This window comes from Chryseobacterium panacisoli (assembly GCF_008274625.1).
Taxonomy (GTDB): domain Bacteria; phylum Bacteroidota; class Bacteroidia; order Flavobacteriales; family Weeksellaceae; genus Chryseobacterium; species Chryseobacterium panacisoli.
In genome coordinates, this window is record NZ_VTRU01000001.1 from 2,117,346 (window position 1) to 2,132,344 (window position 14,999).

18 protein-coding genes are annotated in these 14,999 nt (G+C 36.5%); 7 read left to right on the forward strand and 11 right to left on the reverse strand.

What is annotated here, in order from left to right; translation table 11 throughout:
• Positions 1-59: 59 nt before the first annotated feature.
• From FW781_RS09475 to FW781_RS09490, 4 genes are all read left to right on the forward strand, one after another.
• A complete protein-coding gene (locus FW781_RS09475; protein ID WP_149387171.1) occupies positions 60-575 on the forward strand; it encodes a TlpA family protein disulfide reductase in 516 nt (171 codons plus the stop codon).
• 61 nt (positions 576-636) lie between these two features.
• Positions 637-1,089, forward strand: a complete 453-nt coding sequence (locus tag FW781_RS09480) for a GNAT family N-acetyltransferase (RefSeq protein WP_149387172.1) — start codon at positions 637-639, stop codon at positions 1,087-1,089.
• A gap of 81 nt (positions 1,090-1,170) precedes the next feature.
• A complete protein-coding gene (gene dinB, locus FW781_RS09485) occupies positions 1,171-2,268 on the forward strand; it encodes a DNA polymerase IV (RefSeq protein WP_149387173.1) in 1,098 nt (365 codons plus the stop codon).
• 44 nt (positions 2,269-2,312) lie between these two features.
• Entirely contained in the window at positions 2,313-3,785 is a 1,473-nt protein-coding gene (locus FW781_RS09490) for an alpha-amylase (RefSeq protein WP_149387174.1), read from the forward strand.
• A 75-nt stretch (positions 3,786-3,860) separates the two neighbouring features.
• Here the strand turns inward: FW781_RS09490 and FW781_RS22415 are convergent, their stop codons facing one another.
• From FW781_RS22415 to FW781_RS09500, 3 genes are all read right to left on the reverse strand, one after another.
• Complete coding sequence (locus FW781_RS22415; RefSeq protein WP_172625692.1) at positions 3,861-4,028, reverse strand: hypothetical protein; 168 nt, start codon at positions 4,026-4,028, stop codon at positions 3,861-3,863.
• Positions 4,029-4,268: 240 nt separating this feature from the next.
• On the reverse strand, positions 4,269-5,609 hold the full coding sequence (locus FW781_RS09495) for a carboxylesterase family protein (protein ID WP_149387175.1): 1,341 nt from the start codon (positions 5,607-5,609) through the stop codon (positions 4,269-4,271).
• A 132-nt stretch (positions 5,610-5,741) separates the two neighbouring features.
• On the reverse strand, positions 5,742-6,644 hold the full coding sequence (locus tag FW781_RS09500; RefSeq protein WP_149387176.1) for a helix-turn-helix domain-containing protein: 903 nt from the start codon (positions 6,642-6,644) through the stop codon (positions 5,742-5,744).
• A 131-nt stretch (positions 6,645-6,775) separates the two neighbouring features.
• Between FW781_RS09500 and FW781_RS09505 the strand changes: the two genes are divergently transcribed.
• Both FW781_RS09505 and FW781_RS09510 read left to right on the forward strand, forming a co-directional pair.
• Entirely contained in the window at positions 6,776-7,180 is a 405-nt protein-coding gene (locus FW781_RS09505) for a cupin domain-containing protein (protein WP_149387177.1), read from the forward strand.
• Positions 7,181-7,203: 23 nt separating this feature from the next.
• Entirely contained in the window at positions 7,204-8,256 is a 1,053-nt protein-coding gene (locus FW781_RS09510) for an NAD(P)-dependent alcohol dehydrogenase (protein WP_149387178.1), read from the forward strand.
• Positions 8,257-8,309: 53 nt separating this feature from the next.
• Here FW781_RS09510 and FW781_RS09515 read toward each other — a convergent pair whose 3' ends face one another.
• The gene (locus tag FW781_RS09515) at positions 8,310-8,735 is read right to left on the reverse strand and encodes a winged helix-turn-helix transcriptional regulator (protein WP_149387179.1); all 426 of its coding nucleotides are present in this window, start codon (positions 8,733-8,735) and stop codon (positions 8,310-8,312) included.
• Between the two features lie 82 nt (positions 8,736-8,817).
• On the opposite strand from FW781_RS09515, the gene FW781_RS09520 reads away from it, so the two are divergent.
• Entirely contained in the window at positions 8,818-9,696 is an 879-nt protein-coding gene (locus FW781_RS09520; RefSeq protein ID WP_149387180.1) for an NAD(P)H-binding protein, read from the forward strand.
• Between the two features lie 92 nt (positions 9,697-9,788).
• Here FW781_RS09520 and FW781_RS09525 read toward each other — a convergent pair whose 3' ends face one another.
• From FW781_RS09525 to FW781_RS09555, 7 genes are all read right to left on the reverse strand, one after another.
• Positions 9,789-11,072, reverse strand: coding sequence for an alkaline phosphatase family protein (locus tag FW781_RS09525; RefSeq protein ID WP_149387181.1), 1,284 nt, complete (start codon positions 11,070-11,072; stop codon positions 9,789-9,791).
• A gap of 108 nt (positions 11,073-11,180) precedes the next feature.
• A complete protein-coding gene (locus FW781_RS09530; protein WP_149387182.1) occupies positions 11,181-12,026 on the reverse strand; it encodes a GNAT family N-acetyltransferase in 846 nt (281 codons plus the stop codon).
• A 30-nt stretch (positions 12,027-12,056) separates the two neighbouring features.
• Positions 12,057-12,656, reverse strand: coding sequence for a GrpB family protein (locus FW781_RS09535; RefSeq protein ID WP_149387183.1), 600 nt, complete (start codon positions 12,654-12,656; stop codon positions 12,057-12,059).
• A gap of 133 nt (positions 12,657-12,789) precedes the next feature.
• Positions 12,790-13,569: a T9SS type A sorting domain-containing protein gene (locus tag FW781_RS09540; protein WP_149387184.1), complete on the reverse strand. Its 780-nt coding sequence runs from the start codon at positions 13,567-13,569 to the stop codon at positions 12,790-12,792.
• A 4-nt stretch (positions 13,570-13,573) separates the two neighbouring features.
• Entirely contained in the window at positions 13,574-14,098 is a 525-nt protein-coding gene (locus FW781_RS09545; protein WP_149387185.1) for an ankyrin repeat domain-containing protein, read from the reverse strand.
• Positions 14,095-14,640, reverse strand: coding sequence for a YceI family protein (locus tag FW781_RS09550; protein WP_149387186.1), 546 nt, complete (start codon positions 14,638-14,640; stop codon positions 14,095-14,097). The genes FW781_RS09545 and FW781_RS09550 overlap by 4 nt, the downstream gene beginning before the upstream one ends.
• A 10-nt stretch (positions 14,641-14,650) precedes the next feature.
• Positions 14,651-14,998 carry a hypothetical protein gene (locus FW781_RS09555; RefSeq protein ID WP_228720166.1) on the reverse strand — a complete coding sequence of 116 codons (348 nt, stop codon included), beginning with the start codon at positions 14,996-14,998 and terminating at the stop codon, positions 14,651-14,653.
• Between the last annotated feature and the right edge of the window lies 1 nt (position 14,999).

A 14,999-nucleotide genomic window follows, 5' to 3' on the forward strand; every position in this document is an offset into this window, starting at 1 on the left:
AGAAATCAATCTCAGATTGCAATTCATTGTTTAGATTTGTACACATGAAATTGTACGAGATGAAAAAGTTGATATTAATTTTTATGATGGGCATTTTTGGAATAAGTTATTCACAAAAAGTTCCTGCCGTTCTTAAAACAGGGTTTTCAAAAGAAGCTTTACAGCAGAAACTGCAAGATGAAGAAGGAAAAGCCATTACAGTCCAGCAGATTCTTGATCAGCATAAAGGAAAAGTTTTGGTGATTGATTTCTGGGCAGGATGGTGTAGAGATTGCTTAAATGCTCTTCCAAAAGCTAAAGAATTAGAAGAAAACAACAAGAATATTGATTTTGTATTTTTATCATTAGACCGTTCAAAAGAAGGGTTTGAAAAAAGTCTTGAAAGATTTGATATGAAACACAAAGAAAATTATTGGTTTTCTACAGGCTGGAAAAATGATTTTAATAATTATGTGGATCTTAACTGGATTCCAAGATATATGGTGATTGATCAGAAATCTTCTATTGCAAAATATTACGCGATTTCTCCTGATGATCCTGAACTTCAACAAACCATCAACAACCTTTTAAAATAATTTTAATCACAAAAAAACACAGAAACTTTACCTTATTAAAAGTTTCTGTTATCTTAATACCATGATCACAAGAGAAGCTACAGAAAAGGATTTGGAAATTCTTTTAGAATTTGAACAGGGAGTCGTTGCTGCAGAAAGACCTTTCAACAGCACGCTTATTGAAGGAAAAATTCATTATTATGATTTAAACAGCCTTATACAGTCTTCAGATGCCACAGTAATTGTTGCCGAAGAAAATGATGAGGTTATCGCATCGGGTTATGCCCTGATTAAAGAATCAGAAAAATATTATAATCAGTTTGAAAAGTATTCCTATCTGGGTTTCATGTATGTAAAGCCGGAGCATAGAGGAAAAGGAATCAATAAAGTGATTACCGATGAACTTATTTCCTGGTCAAAATCAAGGGGAATCAGTGAGGTAAGACTGGATGTATATGCTCAAAATGAATCTGCCATAAAAGCTTATGAAAAGGCAGGTTTTGAACCTCACCTTCTCACCATGAGACTGAAATAGTAAAAGGATGTAAGCAGGAAGATGGGAAACTTCCATCATATAAAAAATTTACCGTAAATAAAGGAATCCATATCTTTGTATATGGATTTTTCTTTGCCTCTTCGTAAAATTATTCATGTGGATATGGACGCATTCTATGCTTCCGTGGAGCAGCATGATAATCCGGCATTGAAAGGCAAGCCTATTGCAGTTGGAGGGCAGCATCGAGGTGTAGTAGCCGCCGCAAGCTATGAAGCCAGAAAATATGGTGTACGTTCTGCAATGCCCAGCAAGACCGCAAAAGAAAAATGTCCGCATCTTATTTTTGTTCCTCCCCGATTCGCCAGATATAAAGAGATCTCAAAAAAAATCCGGGAGATTTTCTATGAATATACTGACCTGGTAGAACCTCTTTCTCTGGATGAAGCCTATCTGGACGTCACCGAAAATAAAAAAGGAATGGAATCTGCCAATCTGATCGCCAAAGAAATCCGTCAGAAAATTTTTGAACAGACAGGATTGACGGCCTCTGCAGGAATTTCAGTCAATAAATTTTTGGCTAAAGTAGCGTCAGACATCAATAAACCGAATGGCCAGAAAACAATTCACCCCGATAAAATGGAGCATTTCCTGGAAGAATTGCCCGTAGAAAAATTTTATGGGGTTGGAAAAGTTACCGCTAACAAAATGTTCAGTTTAGGAATTTATAAAGGAAAAGATTTAAAGAAAAGATCACTTGAAGATCTGGTAAGGCTTTTCGGAAAGTCTGGGAAACATTATTATAATGTAGTACGCGGGATTCATACTTCTGAAGTAAAACCTCACCGGATCCAGAAAAGTGTGGCGGTGGAAAGAACTTTTTTTGAAGATCTTCTGGATGAACAGCAGATCAGTGAAAAGCTGGAAAGTCTTGCGGAGGAAATCCATCAGAGATTACAGAAAAATAATATTCTTGGAAGGACTTTAACTTTAAAAATAAAATATAAAGACTTTTCTCTTTTTACAAGAAGTATCACCAGGGAAGATTATTTCTCGTCACCGGAACAGTATTATAACACTGGGAAAAAACTTTGGGAACTCCGCCCTTTTGATAAAGCAGTGCGCCTTCTCGGATTGTCTCTCTCTCAGTTGAATACTGAAGAAAAAAAGCAGGTTTCCGTTCAACTAAAAATCCCGTTTGAGGAATTTGAAAATGAATAGGTCATATTTTTTCGCTAACTTGTATCTACCAAATCAACAAATTTATGAACCCAACCATGATTCAGTTTTTTCACTGGTATTCTGAAGGAGACGGAAAATTGTGGAAAGAAGCCGAAAAACAGGCTGAATATCTAGCAAAACTTGGAATTACTTCTGTATGGTTTCCTCCTGCGTATAAAGGAACAAATGGCGGCTATTCTATCGGATATGATGCCTATGACCTGTATGATCTCGGAGAATTTGATCAAAAAGGGACTATCCCTACAAGATACGGCACTAAAAACGATTATACAAAAGCTATTAAAGCCTTAAAGAAACAAAATATACAGGTGATTGTAGATATTGTTCTGGGACATAAAGCTGGTGGCGATGAGCTGGAAAAATTCAAAGCGGTAAAAGTAGATGAAGAGAACAGGGAAAAAGTTATTTCCGATGTTATCGAAATTGAATCTTATACTAAATTTACCTTTCCAGGAAGAGGAAAAAAATATTCTGATTTTGAATGGAATTTCACTTGTTTCAGCGGTGTAGATTATGCAGAAGGCATGGAATCCCATATTTATAAAATACAGTCTGAATATGGAAATGACTGGGAAGAAATGATTGATGATGAAAAAGGAAATTATGATTATCTGATGTACAATGACATCGAGCACCGAAATCCTTTTGTGCGCGAAGAGCTCAATAATTGGGCAAAATGGTATTTTGACCAGACAGATTTCGATGGCGTGAGACTGGATGCTTTAAAACATATTTCTTTTGATTTTTACAAGGAATGGCTTACGCTGCTTCGTTCCAATTCCGGGAAAAATATTTTTGCTGTAGGAGAATACTGGGCTCCCGGATATCTTCATCTGCTTCAAAAATATATTGAGGTAACAGATGGATGTATGAGTCTTTTTGACAGTTCTTTACAGAATAATTTCCATACGGCTTCCAGAGAAGGTAATTCTTATGATCTCCGAAGAATTTTTGATGAAACCCTTACCCAGGCAGATCCTATGCATTCTGTAAGCTTAGTAGCGAATCATGATACACAACCTCTGCAGGATCTTGAAGCACCTGTAGAACCATGGTTCAAACCTATTGCTTATGCGCTTATTTTGTTGAGAAAAGACGGTTATCCGTGTGTATTTTATCCTGATCTTTTTGGTGCTCAATATGTAGATAAAGACAGAGAAGGTAATGATCAGGAAATTTTCATGCCTAAAGTAGACGGCATTGAAGAGCTATTAAAAGCAAGAAAAGACTATGCGTATGGTGAGCAACATGATTATTTTGAAGATGCCAACTGTCTTGGCTGGGTGCGTACAGGAGATGACGAACATACAGGATGTGCTGTTGTGTTAAGCAATAAAGATTCTTACAACAAGCCTATGGAAGTGGGACAGCTTTATGCCGGAAAAAAATTTAAAGATCTTTTGAAGCGATTCAAAGAAAAAGTAACCATTGATGAAAACGGATGGGGAAATTTTCCTGTTCCGGCAGGAAATGTAAGCGTTTGGATTCCCGAATAAGATTAATTTCAGTAAAAATAAAACGACATACATCGTCCTTAAGATGTATGTCGTTTATCTTATAGGATTTGCAGATTAACAATAAATATATCGGCAATTCCAAATATCAATAGCCCATTCGCAACATTGTCCATCTTCGTTGGAAGTGCAGCATACTTTACCCCAATTCAGATCTCCGGCCTTTATACTTTTCAGTTCTTCACGTTTAAGTTTTTTAACTGTGAAATCTTTGTTTGTTTTCATGATTATTATTTTTTATGGTTTAGTAATTAAATATACATTAAAAATTACAATTATGAATAAATATTTAACATCAATTGACTGATTGAGTATACATAATACACAATTAAATCAGAAAATAAATATTGAAAATAGAGTTAACCACCCCGTCAAAAATTCTTTGAATTTTCGACACCCCTCCAGAGGAGAGTTCCCAGTTGAGATATTTGTTAAAATTAGAAATTTTATAAGCTTGCTATGCGGTTAAATCTTTTGAAGTTCCAGGATTTCCGGTTTTTCGGAGGTATCAGCAATTTTTCCTGTTCTGGCAAATTCGGCCCATAGTGCCCTCAGCTTTTTGCCGTTCTCATGAATACGGCTCCAGGGAATATCTTTCAGCAGTTCCGAAGATTTCCACGCAGATTCGTTACCAAAGATCAAAGGGAGATCAATACAGTGGGAAGCACCAATATGATTGTCTTTCAATTTTGAATGAATTCTGAAGAGGTACACATTCCCACCGGCCTCAGCCAGATTCTGGGCAAATTGCTTTGCCGGATTTCCATAGATAAGTGCCGTAGTTTTTTCAACCGTTTTATCCATGAGCTTTAAACCCAAACCTTTTCCGAAATATTTATTTAAAGCTTCAGAGGTTTTAAGGTAAAATGCAGTTTCGTCATTATTTAAGCCTATCAGCACATCAAATTTCTGAGCATTCTTTTTCCACATTTCTACAGACTCATCTTCTTTACACAAAGGAAAATATCCATATTGTGTACCAAAGGGCATTGCAGCTTTCAAACCGTATTTTATTACAGAGGGAACAACTATTTTATAGTCCTCCACCATTTTTAAAACATCGGTTTCATCTTTCAATGCTTCCGTTTTTTTGAGAAATTCTGCAGACATTTTCTGTCTTTTATGACGTAATCCCAAAGGGGCGCTCTGGATGATCACACGCTGAAATAGATTCTCCACTCCTTCCGAAATCATTAAGTGAGCAATCGCATCTCCTCCTGAAGACTGTCCGAGAAGGGTGATATTATTTTCATCACCGCTGAAATCTGCAATATTGGTTTTTATCCACTTCAATGCTTCAATTATATCTAAAAGCCCAAGATTGGCAGGTCTTTTTTCATCTCCTCCCAGAAAGCCAAACAATCCTAAGCGATACGAAACTGAAACGACAATGATATGTTGCTCTTTTACCCATTCGGCAGGATTGGCAGTGGCAAGATCACCACAGCCTATTTCATGAGATCCTCCATGGATCCAGACTATAACAGGTAGTTTTTCATTTTCAGCAACTGTTTCAGGACGGGTTATGGAAAGATATTGGGTAGATTCATCCGGCTCAAAACTTTCAACAGGAGTTGCTCCAATCATTTTTTCTACAAGCGGACTTAAGGCCTGCGGACATACCGGCGTCTTTTCAGGAGAAATAATTACCGAAGCTAAAGAAGCCTCTATGGCAACGGGTTTCTGGAATCTTTCGGAATGGGCATATCGAATGTTTTTAGCCCTGATAATTCCTTCTTCTTTCAATGCTATAATTCTCCCAAATCGGGTCTCAAAAACCGTGGTTTCTTTCTGCGTTGGTGTCATCTTAAGAATGGTGAAAACTTTTCTGCTTAAATTTAATTATTTAAACACAAATTTCACAAATGAAAACACAGATTTCCACTATCATTATTATAGCATTTGTGAAACAGTGAGTGTTATCTGTGTTGAAAAAACTTAGTTCAGGATTTTATATTCACTTGGAGAAATGCCCACTTTTGTTTTGAATAGTCTTGTAAAATGCTGTGGATATTTGAATCCTAAATCATAGGAAATTTCACTGATTGTTTTCGCCTGATCCATAATCTGTTCTTTGGCGATATCAATAAGTTTGTTGTGGATAAATTCCTGAGCAGAAATTCCAAGTTCTTTTTTAATCAGGTCTCCAAAATAATTCGCAGATAAATTCAGTTTTTCTGCAAAGTAATTCACCATAGGGAAACCGATATTTTTAGGATTTTCCGATTTTAAATAATCATCTACCAGGTTTTCAAATTTACCGATCACTCCCTGATTGATGTGGTCTCTTGTAATAAACTGGCGGTCATAAAAACGCATACAGTAATTCAGAAAAAGCTCGATATTATTTACTATTAAAGATTTGCTGTGTTTATCAATAGACTGCTCAAGTTCCAGCTGGATATTTTTAAAGCATTCCAGAATAATTTCTCTTTCTTTTTCAGAGAGGTGCAAAGCTTCGTGTACATCATATGAGAAAAAGGAATAATCTTTAATATTCTTTCCCAAGTTTGTTCCTTTTATCAAATCAGGATGGAAAATTAATGCGGAACCTGCGGGTTGAATATATTTATCTTTGTTATAAATTCCATAGGTTTGTCCCGGGGCAATGAAAACCAATGTCCCTTCCTGATAATCGTAGCTGTGTTTTCCATACTGCATATCTCCGCACATTACATCTTTCAGAAAAACGGTATAAAACCCAAATTTTCTTTTGTGCTGGCAGATAGGATCAGATTTGGAAAAATCAATCACACTTACCAGCGGATGCAGGGTTTCATGATTGGCCATTTTATTGTATTCCGAAATACTATTATAGATTTCAACCTCCTGATTTTCCATGAAGTATATTTTTATTACTATTCAAAATTACCACTTTCTTAGGTAACTGAAATAGAGTCTGTAAAATTGGTAAGTAATTCGGTAATCTGTATAAGTGTGGTTTACGGGAAAGTTTCGACTTTTGTATCGTTATGGAAACTTTTAATACCAACATTTTTCCAAAAGGGGAAAGAGCTCCTTCAGATTATTTCTCCGGAGGAACTGCCTGGGTTCATATCCTGAAACCCAATGAAGATAACCTGAACTGCCAGATAGGAAATGTAATTTTTGAACCAAAATGCAGAAATAACTGGCATTCTCATGGCGGCGGACAGATTTTAATTGTAACTTCAGGAACAGGATATTATCAGGAAAAAGGTAAGCCCGTGCAGATTTTGAACCCGGGAGATATCGTCAATATTCTTCCCGGTATCATCCACTGGCATGGTGCCTGCCCGGACAGTGAATTTACCCACATTGCGATCAATCCCAATACTCAAAACGGGATTGTAGAATGGCTGCAGCCTGTAACGGACGAAGAATATAATAATTTATAAACCTAAATAAACTAAATATAAAAATGAGTACAATCACAGTAAAAGCTTATGGTGCAGAGTCTACCACAGCAGATCTGAAAGAAATGAATATTGAAAGAAGAGAAGTAACCTCAAAGGATGTAGAGATTGAAATTCTATATTGCGGGGTTTGCCACTCTGACCTTCATACAGCGAGAAACGACTGGGGCGGATCTTTGTATCCTGTAGTTCCGGGACACGAAATCGTAGGAAGAATTACCAAAGTAGGAAGTGAAGTTTCCAAATTTAAAGTTGGTGATCTTGCAGGGGTTGGATGTATTGTAGATTCTTGCGGACATTGCGACAGCTGCCAGCATGATCTTGAACAATATTGCCTGAATGGTTTCACAGGAACATACAATGGAAAAGACAAGCATTTGGGAGGTCACACTTTTGGAGGATATTCTCAAAAAGTAGTTGTAGATTCTCATCACGTTTTAAAAGTACCTGAAAATCTTGATCTTGCAGCAGTAGCTCCTCTGCTTTGTGCAGGTATTACAACCTGGTCACCTTTAAAACACTGGAATGTAGGTTCTGGTTCTAAAGTAGCTGTTGTAGGACTGGGTGGCCTGGGTCACATGGCCATTAAACTAGCAAAAGGATTGGGAGCTGAAGTTACTTTATTCTCAAGAACTCCCGGAAAAACTGAAGATGCAAAACAGCTTGGTGCTGATCATGTTGTTATCTCTACTGACGAAGCACAAATGGATTCTGTAAAAGGAAAATTCGATGTGATCATTGACACCGTTCCGTATATGCATGATGTTAATCCATATGTGGCTACTTTAAACATCAATGGAACTCATGTTCTTGTAGGATACCTGGGTGGTTTGGAACCTATTTTGAACACTGTTCCTATGATTATGGGAAGAAAATCTGTAGCAGGATCAGTAATTGGAGGTATTGCCGAAACCCAGGAATTATTGGATTTCTGTGGAGAGCACAACATTGTTTCAGAAATTGAAATGATCAAAATGCAGGACATCAACGAAGCTTATGAAAGAATGTTGAAAAGTGACGTAAGATACCGTTTCGTAATCGATATGCAGTCTCTGTAATTCTTCTATAAAGTATTAACAGAAACAGGCGCTTCGGATTGAAGCGCCTGTTTTTATTTTTTCAGATTTTGGCTAAAAGCATTCTGATCCTGCATGATATATCGGTTTCCTTCCGCACATTTGTTATTATTTCTTTCCATATCCTGAAAAGCCCAAGCCGCCATAGCATCAATAACGGGGGCAAGCTCGTTGCCTGCTTCGCTTAATTTATAGGTCACATGAGGTGGCACTACAGGTTTTGCCGTTCTGATAATCAAACCATCCGTTTCTAACTGTTTCAGATGTTGAATGAGCATTTTTTCCGTTACGGCAGGAATTGCCTTTTTCAACTCACTGTATCTTTTTTCTCCTGTGGAAAGATTAAACAGGATAATGGGTTTCCAAAATCCGCCAATTCTTTCCATCACGTACATTACGGGACAATCCTGCGCCGTTTTTCTGTTTTCCTGAATGGTTGAACTTTCTTTGATTGCTGTCATATCTACATACTTTAGGGTAAGTACTTGTATAAAAGTAAGTACAAATATAACTTTGTTCTCAGAAATAAAAAAATATTTACATATGAAAATCGTAATCACAGGATCATTAGGAAATGTAGCTAAACCATTAGCACAGCAATTAGTTGCCGAAGGACATGCTATTACAGTAGTAAGCAGCAGCGATGCAAGAAAACAGGATATTGAATCTCTGGGAGCAACTCCAGCTATAGGTTCAATCACGGACGTTCATTTTTTGACTCAGACATTTGAAGGAGCAGATGCTGTTTTTGTAATGACACCTCCGGCTATCAGCCCGGATAATATTGTGGAAAATACAATCAATGCAGGAAAAAATTATGCTGAAGCTTTAAAAAATGCCAACGTAAAAAGAGCGGTAATGCTAAGCAGTGTAGGTGCTGAATCTCCTGTAGAGAATGGCCCTATCGCAGGTCTTCACCATATTGAAAAAATATATAACGGTGTAGAAAACACCTCTTTCACTTTTTTAAGAGCCGGATATTTTTATAATAATTTTTTTAACGATATTCCTTTAATTCAAAATGCCGGAATTATTGGTGGTAATTATCCCTCAAGTATTGAAGTACCTGTAGTACATCCCAATGATATTGCCAAAGCCGCCGCAGAAGAACTGGTAAAAGATGGAGACACAAACAACATCAGATATATTGTAAGCGATGTAAGAACAGCTTCGGATTTTGCTAAAGTTTTAGGAACTTCTGTTAACAAGCCTGAACTTCCATGGGTAGAGTTCTCTGATGAAGATTCTTTAAACGGAATGCTTCAAGCCGGATTACCTGAAGATATGGCTCACCTGTATGTTGAAATGGGTAGAGGAATAAGAACGGGTGTGGTACAAAAAGATTTTATTGATCATGGTTCTCCAGTTACAGGAAATCTTAAGCTGGAGGATTTTGCTAAGGAGTTTTCTTCTAAGTTTTAAATTCTTTGGTCTTTTTTAGATTGATAATACGAGTTTCGGCGCACCTTTGGTGCGCCGAAACTTATTTAAATCTTTATTTATTATTCTTCAGATTATTTTTGCTCTTTTAATGTTTGTTTTAAAACTTTCAGTTTTCCGTCAATAGGCTGATCAATTTTTAATCCTAGAACTTCAGCAACCAAAGGATAAACATTAATGTTGGCAAATTCATTGATCACCAGATTGCTTTTGAATTCAGGGCCCCAGGCAAAGAAAGTCGCTTTCATTTCCGGAACAGATTTAGGGTTATAGCCATGTTTTCCCACCGATGTTTTCTTGCCTTTTTCCAGGAAAATTTTCGGTGCTTTAGGGATCAGAAGAATCTGTCCTATCCTGTGGTATTGGTCATCTTTTGTTGCAAAGTGAAGGTATTTAGGAAGTTTTTTATCCAGATATACTTCGTAATCATCTGTTTTATTAGCTTTCAGTTCTTTGTAAACTGCTTTTACCTCATCCGGATTTTTAACGTAAACTCTTAAAAGGGTTTGAGAATTGTAAAAATCGAATCTGTTTTTATCAAAAAGAACAGCTGGGATTTCCAATGGTTTTCCTCCGTCTACTTTAATCATTCCGTGATCGGAAACAAAAATAAAGTTGACATTTTTTAATCCTAAATTATTTACTTTCTGAACAAGATCACCGATGGCTTGATCTATCAGGTGAACAGCATTTTCTGTTTCTTTGGTATCCGGACCGTAATGATGCCCGCTTCCATCTACTTCCGGGAAGTATAATGAAATAAAGTGAGGCCTTTTATCTTCCGGTAGCTTTAGCCAGTTTACCACTTTTTCTACTTTTTCAGAAGGCGTGAATTTTTCATGATACGGATAATAATAAGAAGGTCTTATTCCTCCGGCATCGCTGGCAGATCCTACCCACATTAAAGAAGCAGATAGCATTCCCTGCTTTTCAGCAAGTCCCCAAAGCGGAGTTCCTCCATACCAGCTTCCGTCTTCAGCATTTTTCTTATTACTCATGGCATACCCTTCTTTTCTTTTATAATCGTAGAAAAAGTTATCTATCAAACCATGATGAGAAGGATAAAGTCCCGTAATTAAGCTCCAGTGATTTGGGAAAGTAATACTTGGGTAGCTTGGAATCATTGCTTCAGCTTTTACACCGCCATTAGCCAGTTTTAAAAGATTTTCCGCATTGTATTTTTGAGCATAATCATAACGGAAACCGTCTGTAGATATCATAATCACATAAGGTTTAGACTGTGCTTCTGTGCTGTTTTCTCTACCTGGGATCACCACCTGGGCTGTATCAATATTGACTTGTTGTGCAAAAGCCGTAAAGGAAATTAACAGCAGTAAAAAATGGATTCCTCGCTTCATTATTTTTAAATTTTCCGCAAAGTTACATCCTATACTTCTGCCTGAAAAGTTTAAGAGATTAAAAGTATATTAAAACCGATTATTTTTTTGAATCAAAATTAAAATTCATTAAATAGGTCTTTTCATTTCAAACTGTGACAGCCAATTGTTCAATCCTATCTTTTCACTAAGAAATTTACTTGTGTTTTCTGAAGATTCATCTACATTATTCAGGGCTATAGTCTGCCCAGCATTTCTTTCTTTAACAGCATTGAAAAGCTTTGTTCCAATTCCACGATTTCTGTAATTCTTATCTACGGCAAACTGGTATATTTTTTTCGCTGCAGGGCCATAAATAATATATCCAACAAGCTTCTCATCAATATAAGCACCTAAAGTCACATAGTTTTCAGGCATAGGCTCCAATACAAAAACAGATCCCTGCCATGAAGGTTCTATATCCCAGAAAGAACATAGCAGCCCCCATTGAAAATCATTTAAATCCTTAATAGAAACCTCAGCATTTTCTTTTCCCTGTTGAATACTTCCGTTAAAACAAAGTAATCTGCGTACGATCGTAAAACCTAGATTTTCATATGCCCTGATTGCAGGCTGATTTCCTTCAATAACTTCAAGCAGTAATGTATTGGCATTTCTTTCTTTTAAAACAGGAATAATAAAATCGTACATTTTTCTTACCAATCCTTTACCTCTGCTTTCCGGAACCACTCCTGTTCCGCCATTGTAAATAGTTTTCTCTCCATTTTCAACTTTTTCAGACTGAAGAATAAAGCTTACCAGTTTTCCGTCATCAAATGCTCCGACAGAGATATTCATATCTAATTTTTCAGCTGCAATTTTTGAAATAAGCACTTCTCTTGTTAAGTGGAAAGGAACAACATAGTCAGAAAATGACTGGTTGAACGCTGATAAAATTTCATCTATACTTGTATTTGCTAAGGTTTTGAACTCCATTGTTATTTAAATTTATATAGTCATTACACTTTATTTCTGTTGGTTCAAGTACCATTGAATGGCATTACGCTCTTCTCTTTTTATAAACGGGTCTTTTTCCTGATTATAATCATTACCATCAAACCATTCTTTTTTACTCAACTCCTCTTTCAGGTTTTGATATTCTTCCCTTACCTCTGGATGAGTACGAAGATAATCCCTGAAAGCCAAATGCCGAAGCCAGTGCTCTGAAGAAGTCGGAATAACATGAATATGGGCAATGCGGAGATGATGGTTGTGAATTCTCTCAGGAATTTCATCATTTGAATAAATAACATCAGGAAATCCTAATGCATGGGTATGATCTATAAGTTTAATAAAGAAACGGCGATAGGGCATATCCTCATTATACTTTTCATAATAGACATAATCTTTGCCTTCCAGTAAAGCCGGAACTTTATCAAGTTCTTTTTCATCCTTTACCCCAATCATAATATCAATAACAGGTTTTGCAGATAAACCTTCCACAGATGTGCTACCAATATGTTCAATTTCCGGATTCAAAAAGCCGATATAATTCTCAAGCTCATTTTTAATGGTTTCAAACTGCTCTTTCCAGAAAGGATTATATTTTTCAAAGGTAACTTTCATAGGTATCCAAATAGTACACAAATATAAAAATTTTCTCACCAATCCCTCTGGAATGGATACTTAACAAAAAATGACACCTCTGAAAGATCAGAGGTATCATTACTAATTATTTAGGCGTGTTTTTTCTGAAAAATTATTCCTTAATCAGTTTTTCGTAAGACGTAGTTCCATCTTTTAAAGTGATTTCAAAATAATAAGCACCAGATTTCAAATCTCTGACACTGATATTTTCTCCCTCAAGTTTTACAGATCTTACTTTTCTTCCTGCAGATTCATAAATATCAACAGATTTTATTTTATCAGCATTTTTAAAGCTTACCGTTTCTTTAGCCGGGTTTGGATAAAGAACTATTTTCTTACTTTCCAAAGCTGTTTCATTAGTACCTAACGTACCAAAATTAAGGGTTGTAGTACCACAGCTGTTAGAACCATGATAACCAATCGTAAAGTTTGATAACCTGCGCCCATAAGTAATGTTTAAAGGACTTGCAGGAGGAACAGTAAAGACATGATCATTCGCATCTCCTGTGTTTAAAGCTCTTGTAGCGATTACTGTACGAACACTCCCTGCCACTGTATTCGATGTTACAGTCCAGTTTTGAGTTCCATCCAAAGGCGGAACCACTCCTTGCCCATTAAATGTTCTGTCACTTAAATTGGTACCATCAAAAATTACAACATCTTTCCCTATATCGTCCATATTTGTTGTATCAAAAGCCATTCCCAGCCATCCCGTAGAAGGTCCAATAAGGGTAAGGGTAACTAAAGAAGGGGTAAGGTCTATCTTAACTGAATAAGCCAAATCTGCTCCTCCCGGTGTGGAAAAAAGAGGCACAGTTCCTGTCGAATATTGACTTTTTACATGAAAAAAAGCAAAAAATCCGATCAATAATAAGGTAGTTTTTAATTTCATATGATCAATTTTTTAATAGGTTAATAATATCTTGATTTTTAGTAAATAGGGCATATTCAAAAACAGTTTTTCCCTGTTTGTCTGATAATGTCTTATTTGCATTATTCTTTAGTAACAGCTCTACCATTTCTTTGTTTTGTGACTGCACAGCGTATATCAATGGAGTTATTCCACTGCTGTTTGCCACATTGGGATCAGCTTTGTTCGCTAATAATTTCTGAGTAAGGTTTTTATCTCCTTTAAAGACAGAAGCCGTTAAAGCCGTTCCTTCCCCACTTGCATAATTCATGTTTTTAACGTGAGTAATTAAAAATTCCGCAACCGGAATATTCCCTCTGTAACAGGCTAAAATTAGGGGAGTAAATCCGTTTTCGTTAATCTGGTTAATAACATCCGGATTTTGCTTCATCTGTTCCTGTACTTCAGGAACGGTTCCACTTCTGGCAATATCAAATATTGATTTTACTTTTTCCTGAGCAGATAACCATGAGCTCAGAAACAGTCCTAAAATTAAGATTACATTTCTCATTGTTTTACCATTACGTAGTTGTATTCTATGTTGACATTTTCTGCCACTTTCTTGGTAACCATTTTAGGGATGGTCACTTTGTAATCTGCAGGTTTGGCCATAAAACCACCCTGCATATAGATTTTCCCATCTTTTGTATACAAAGTAGCGGCAGAGTTAACTGCTTTGTCTACACCGTGAAAGTTAAGCGTTCCCTGAACGGTATATTTCTGAGGACTGGCCGTAAGTTTTGTCTTATCAAAGTTGACAATTTTCCCTTTGAATGTCGTTTTCGGATATTTTGCAGATTCAGCATAGCTTTCATTGAAATGCTCTTCCATTAATTTGGTTTTAAAATGAAAGTTTTTAACGTTTGAAACAGATGCCATCTCTCCGTTGTCTGCATTCAGAATGACAAGATTATTGTCATCCTGGGCAAAAATATCATCAAACAGAGGTACTGAAGCTTCAAAAGTTACTTTTCCTGTCTTTGAACTGTATTTTTGTGCTGAAGCGTAACCGGCAGAAAGCAGTAATACGCTTAATAATGCTAATTTTTTCATATCAATTTTTTTAATTTTCATTTAACCCGTCAGCTTTCCACTTTATGAAAATATTGATCTGAGCTGCAGACAGCGATCCTCCCTGAGGCATTTTTTCCGGATCACCGTTGGGCCTTTGGATACGATCCAGAATTCCGTCTATATTGTTTTTTACCTGATCATAAGTAACAAGGGGTTTATAGCCGGTGGCGGAATGACAGCCAATGCAATTGTTATCCACAATAGGTTTTACATCTGTTGTATATTTTACAGGTGCCGTGATAGGTGTATTATCAGAGATCTCTTCATAAGTTCTGCTGTCACAAGCCGTCAGTATGATTGCTGACGACAATATCAATAAGGATATTAGCTTTTTCATA

Bases quoted from the DNA above. Each gene is read 5' to 3' on its own strand.
- FW781_RS09475 (WP_149387171.1), top strand. From the start codon at position 60: ATGAAAAAGTTGATATTAATTTTTATGATGGGCATTTTTGGAATAAGT.
- FW781_RS09480 (WP_149387172.1), top strand. From the start codon at position 637: ATGATCACAAGAGAAGCTACAGAAAAGGATTTGGAAATTCTTTTAGAA.
- dinB (WP_149387173.1), top strand. From the start codon at position 1,171: ATGGATTTTTCTTTGCCTCTTCGTAAAATTATTCATGTGGATATGGAC.
- FW781_RS09490 (WP_149387174.1), top strand. From the start codon at position 2,313: ATGAACCCAACCATGATTCAGTTTTTTCACTGGTATTCTGAAGGAGAC.
- FW781_RS22415 (WP_172625692.1), bottom strand. From the start codon at position 4,028: ATGAAAACAAACAAAGATTTCACAGTTAAAAAACTTAAACGTGAAGAA.
- FW781_RS09495 (WP_149387175.1), bottom strand. From the start codon at position 5,609: ATGACACCAACGCAGAAAGAAACCACGGTTTTTGAGACCCGATTTGGG.
- FW781_RS09500 (WP_149387176.1), bottom strand. From the start codon at position 6,644: ATGGAAAATCAGGAGGTTGAAATCTATAATAGTATTTCGGAATACAAT.
- FW781_RS09505 (WP_149387177.1), top strand. From the start codon at position 6,776: ATGGAAACTTTTAATACCAACATTTTTCCAAAAGGGGAAAGAGCTCCT.
- FW781_RS09510 (WP_149387178.1), top strand. From the start codon at position 7,204: ATGAGTACAATCACAGTAAAAGCTTATGGTGCAGAGTCTACCACAGCA.
- FW781_RS09515 (WP_149387179.1), bottom strand. From the start codon at position 8,735: ATGACAGCAATCAAAGAAAGTTCAACCATTCAGGAAAACAGAAAAACG.
- FW781_RS09520 (WP_149387180.1), top strand. From the start codon at position 8,818: ATGAAAATCGTAATCACAGGATCATTAGGAAATGTAGCTAAACCATTA.
- FW781_RS09525 (WP_149387181.1), bottom strand. From the start codon at position 11,072: ATGAAGCGAGGAATCCATTTTTTACTGCTGTTAATTTCCTTTACGGCT.
- FW781_RS09530 (WP_149387182.1), bottom strand. From the start codon at position 12,026: ATGGAGTTCAAAACCTTAGCAAATACAAGTATAGATGAAATTTTATCA.
- FW781_RS09535 (WP_149387183.1), bottom strand. From the start codon at position 12,656: ATGAAAGTTACCTTTGAAAAATATAATCCTTTCTGGAAAGAGCAGTTT.
- FW781_RS09540 (WP_149387184.1), bottom strand. From the start codon at position 13,569: ATGAAATTAAAAACTACCTTATTATTGATCGGATTTTTTGCTTTTTTT.
- FW781_RS09545 (WP_149387185.1), bottom strand. From the start codon at position 14,098: ATGAGAAATGTAATCTTAATTTTAGGACTGTTTCTGAGCTCATGGTTA.
- FW781_RS09550 (WP_149387186.1), bottom strand. From the start codon at position 14,640: ATGAAAAAATTAGCATTATTAAGCGTATTACTGCTTTCTGCCGGTTAC.
- FW781_RS09555 (WP_228720166.1), bottom strand. From the start codon at position 14,998: ATGAAAAAGCTAATATCCTTATTGATATTGTCGTCAGCAATCATACTG.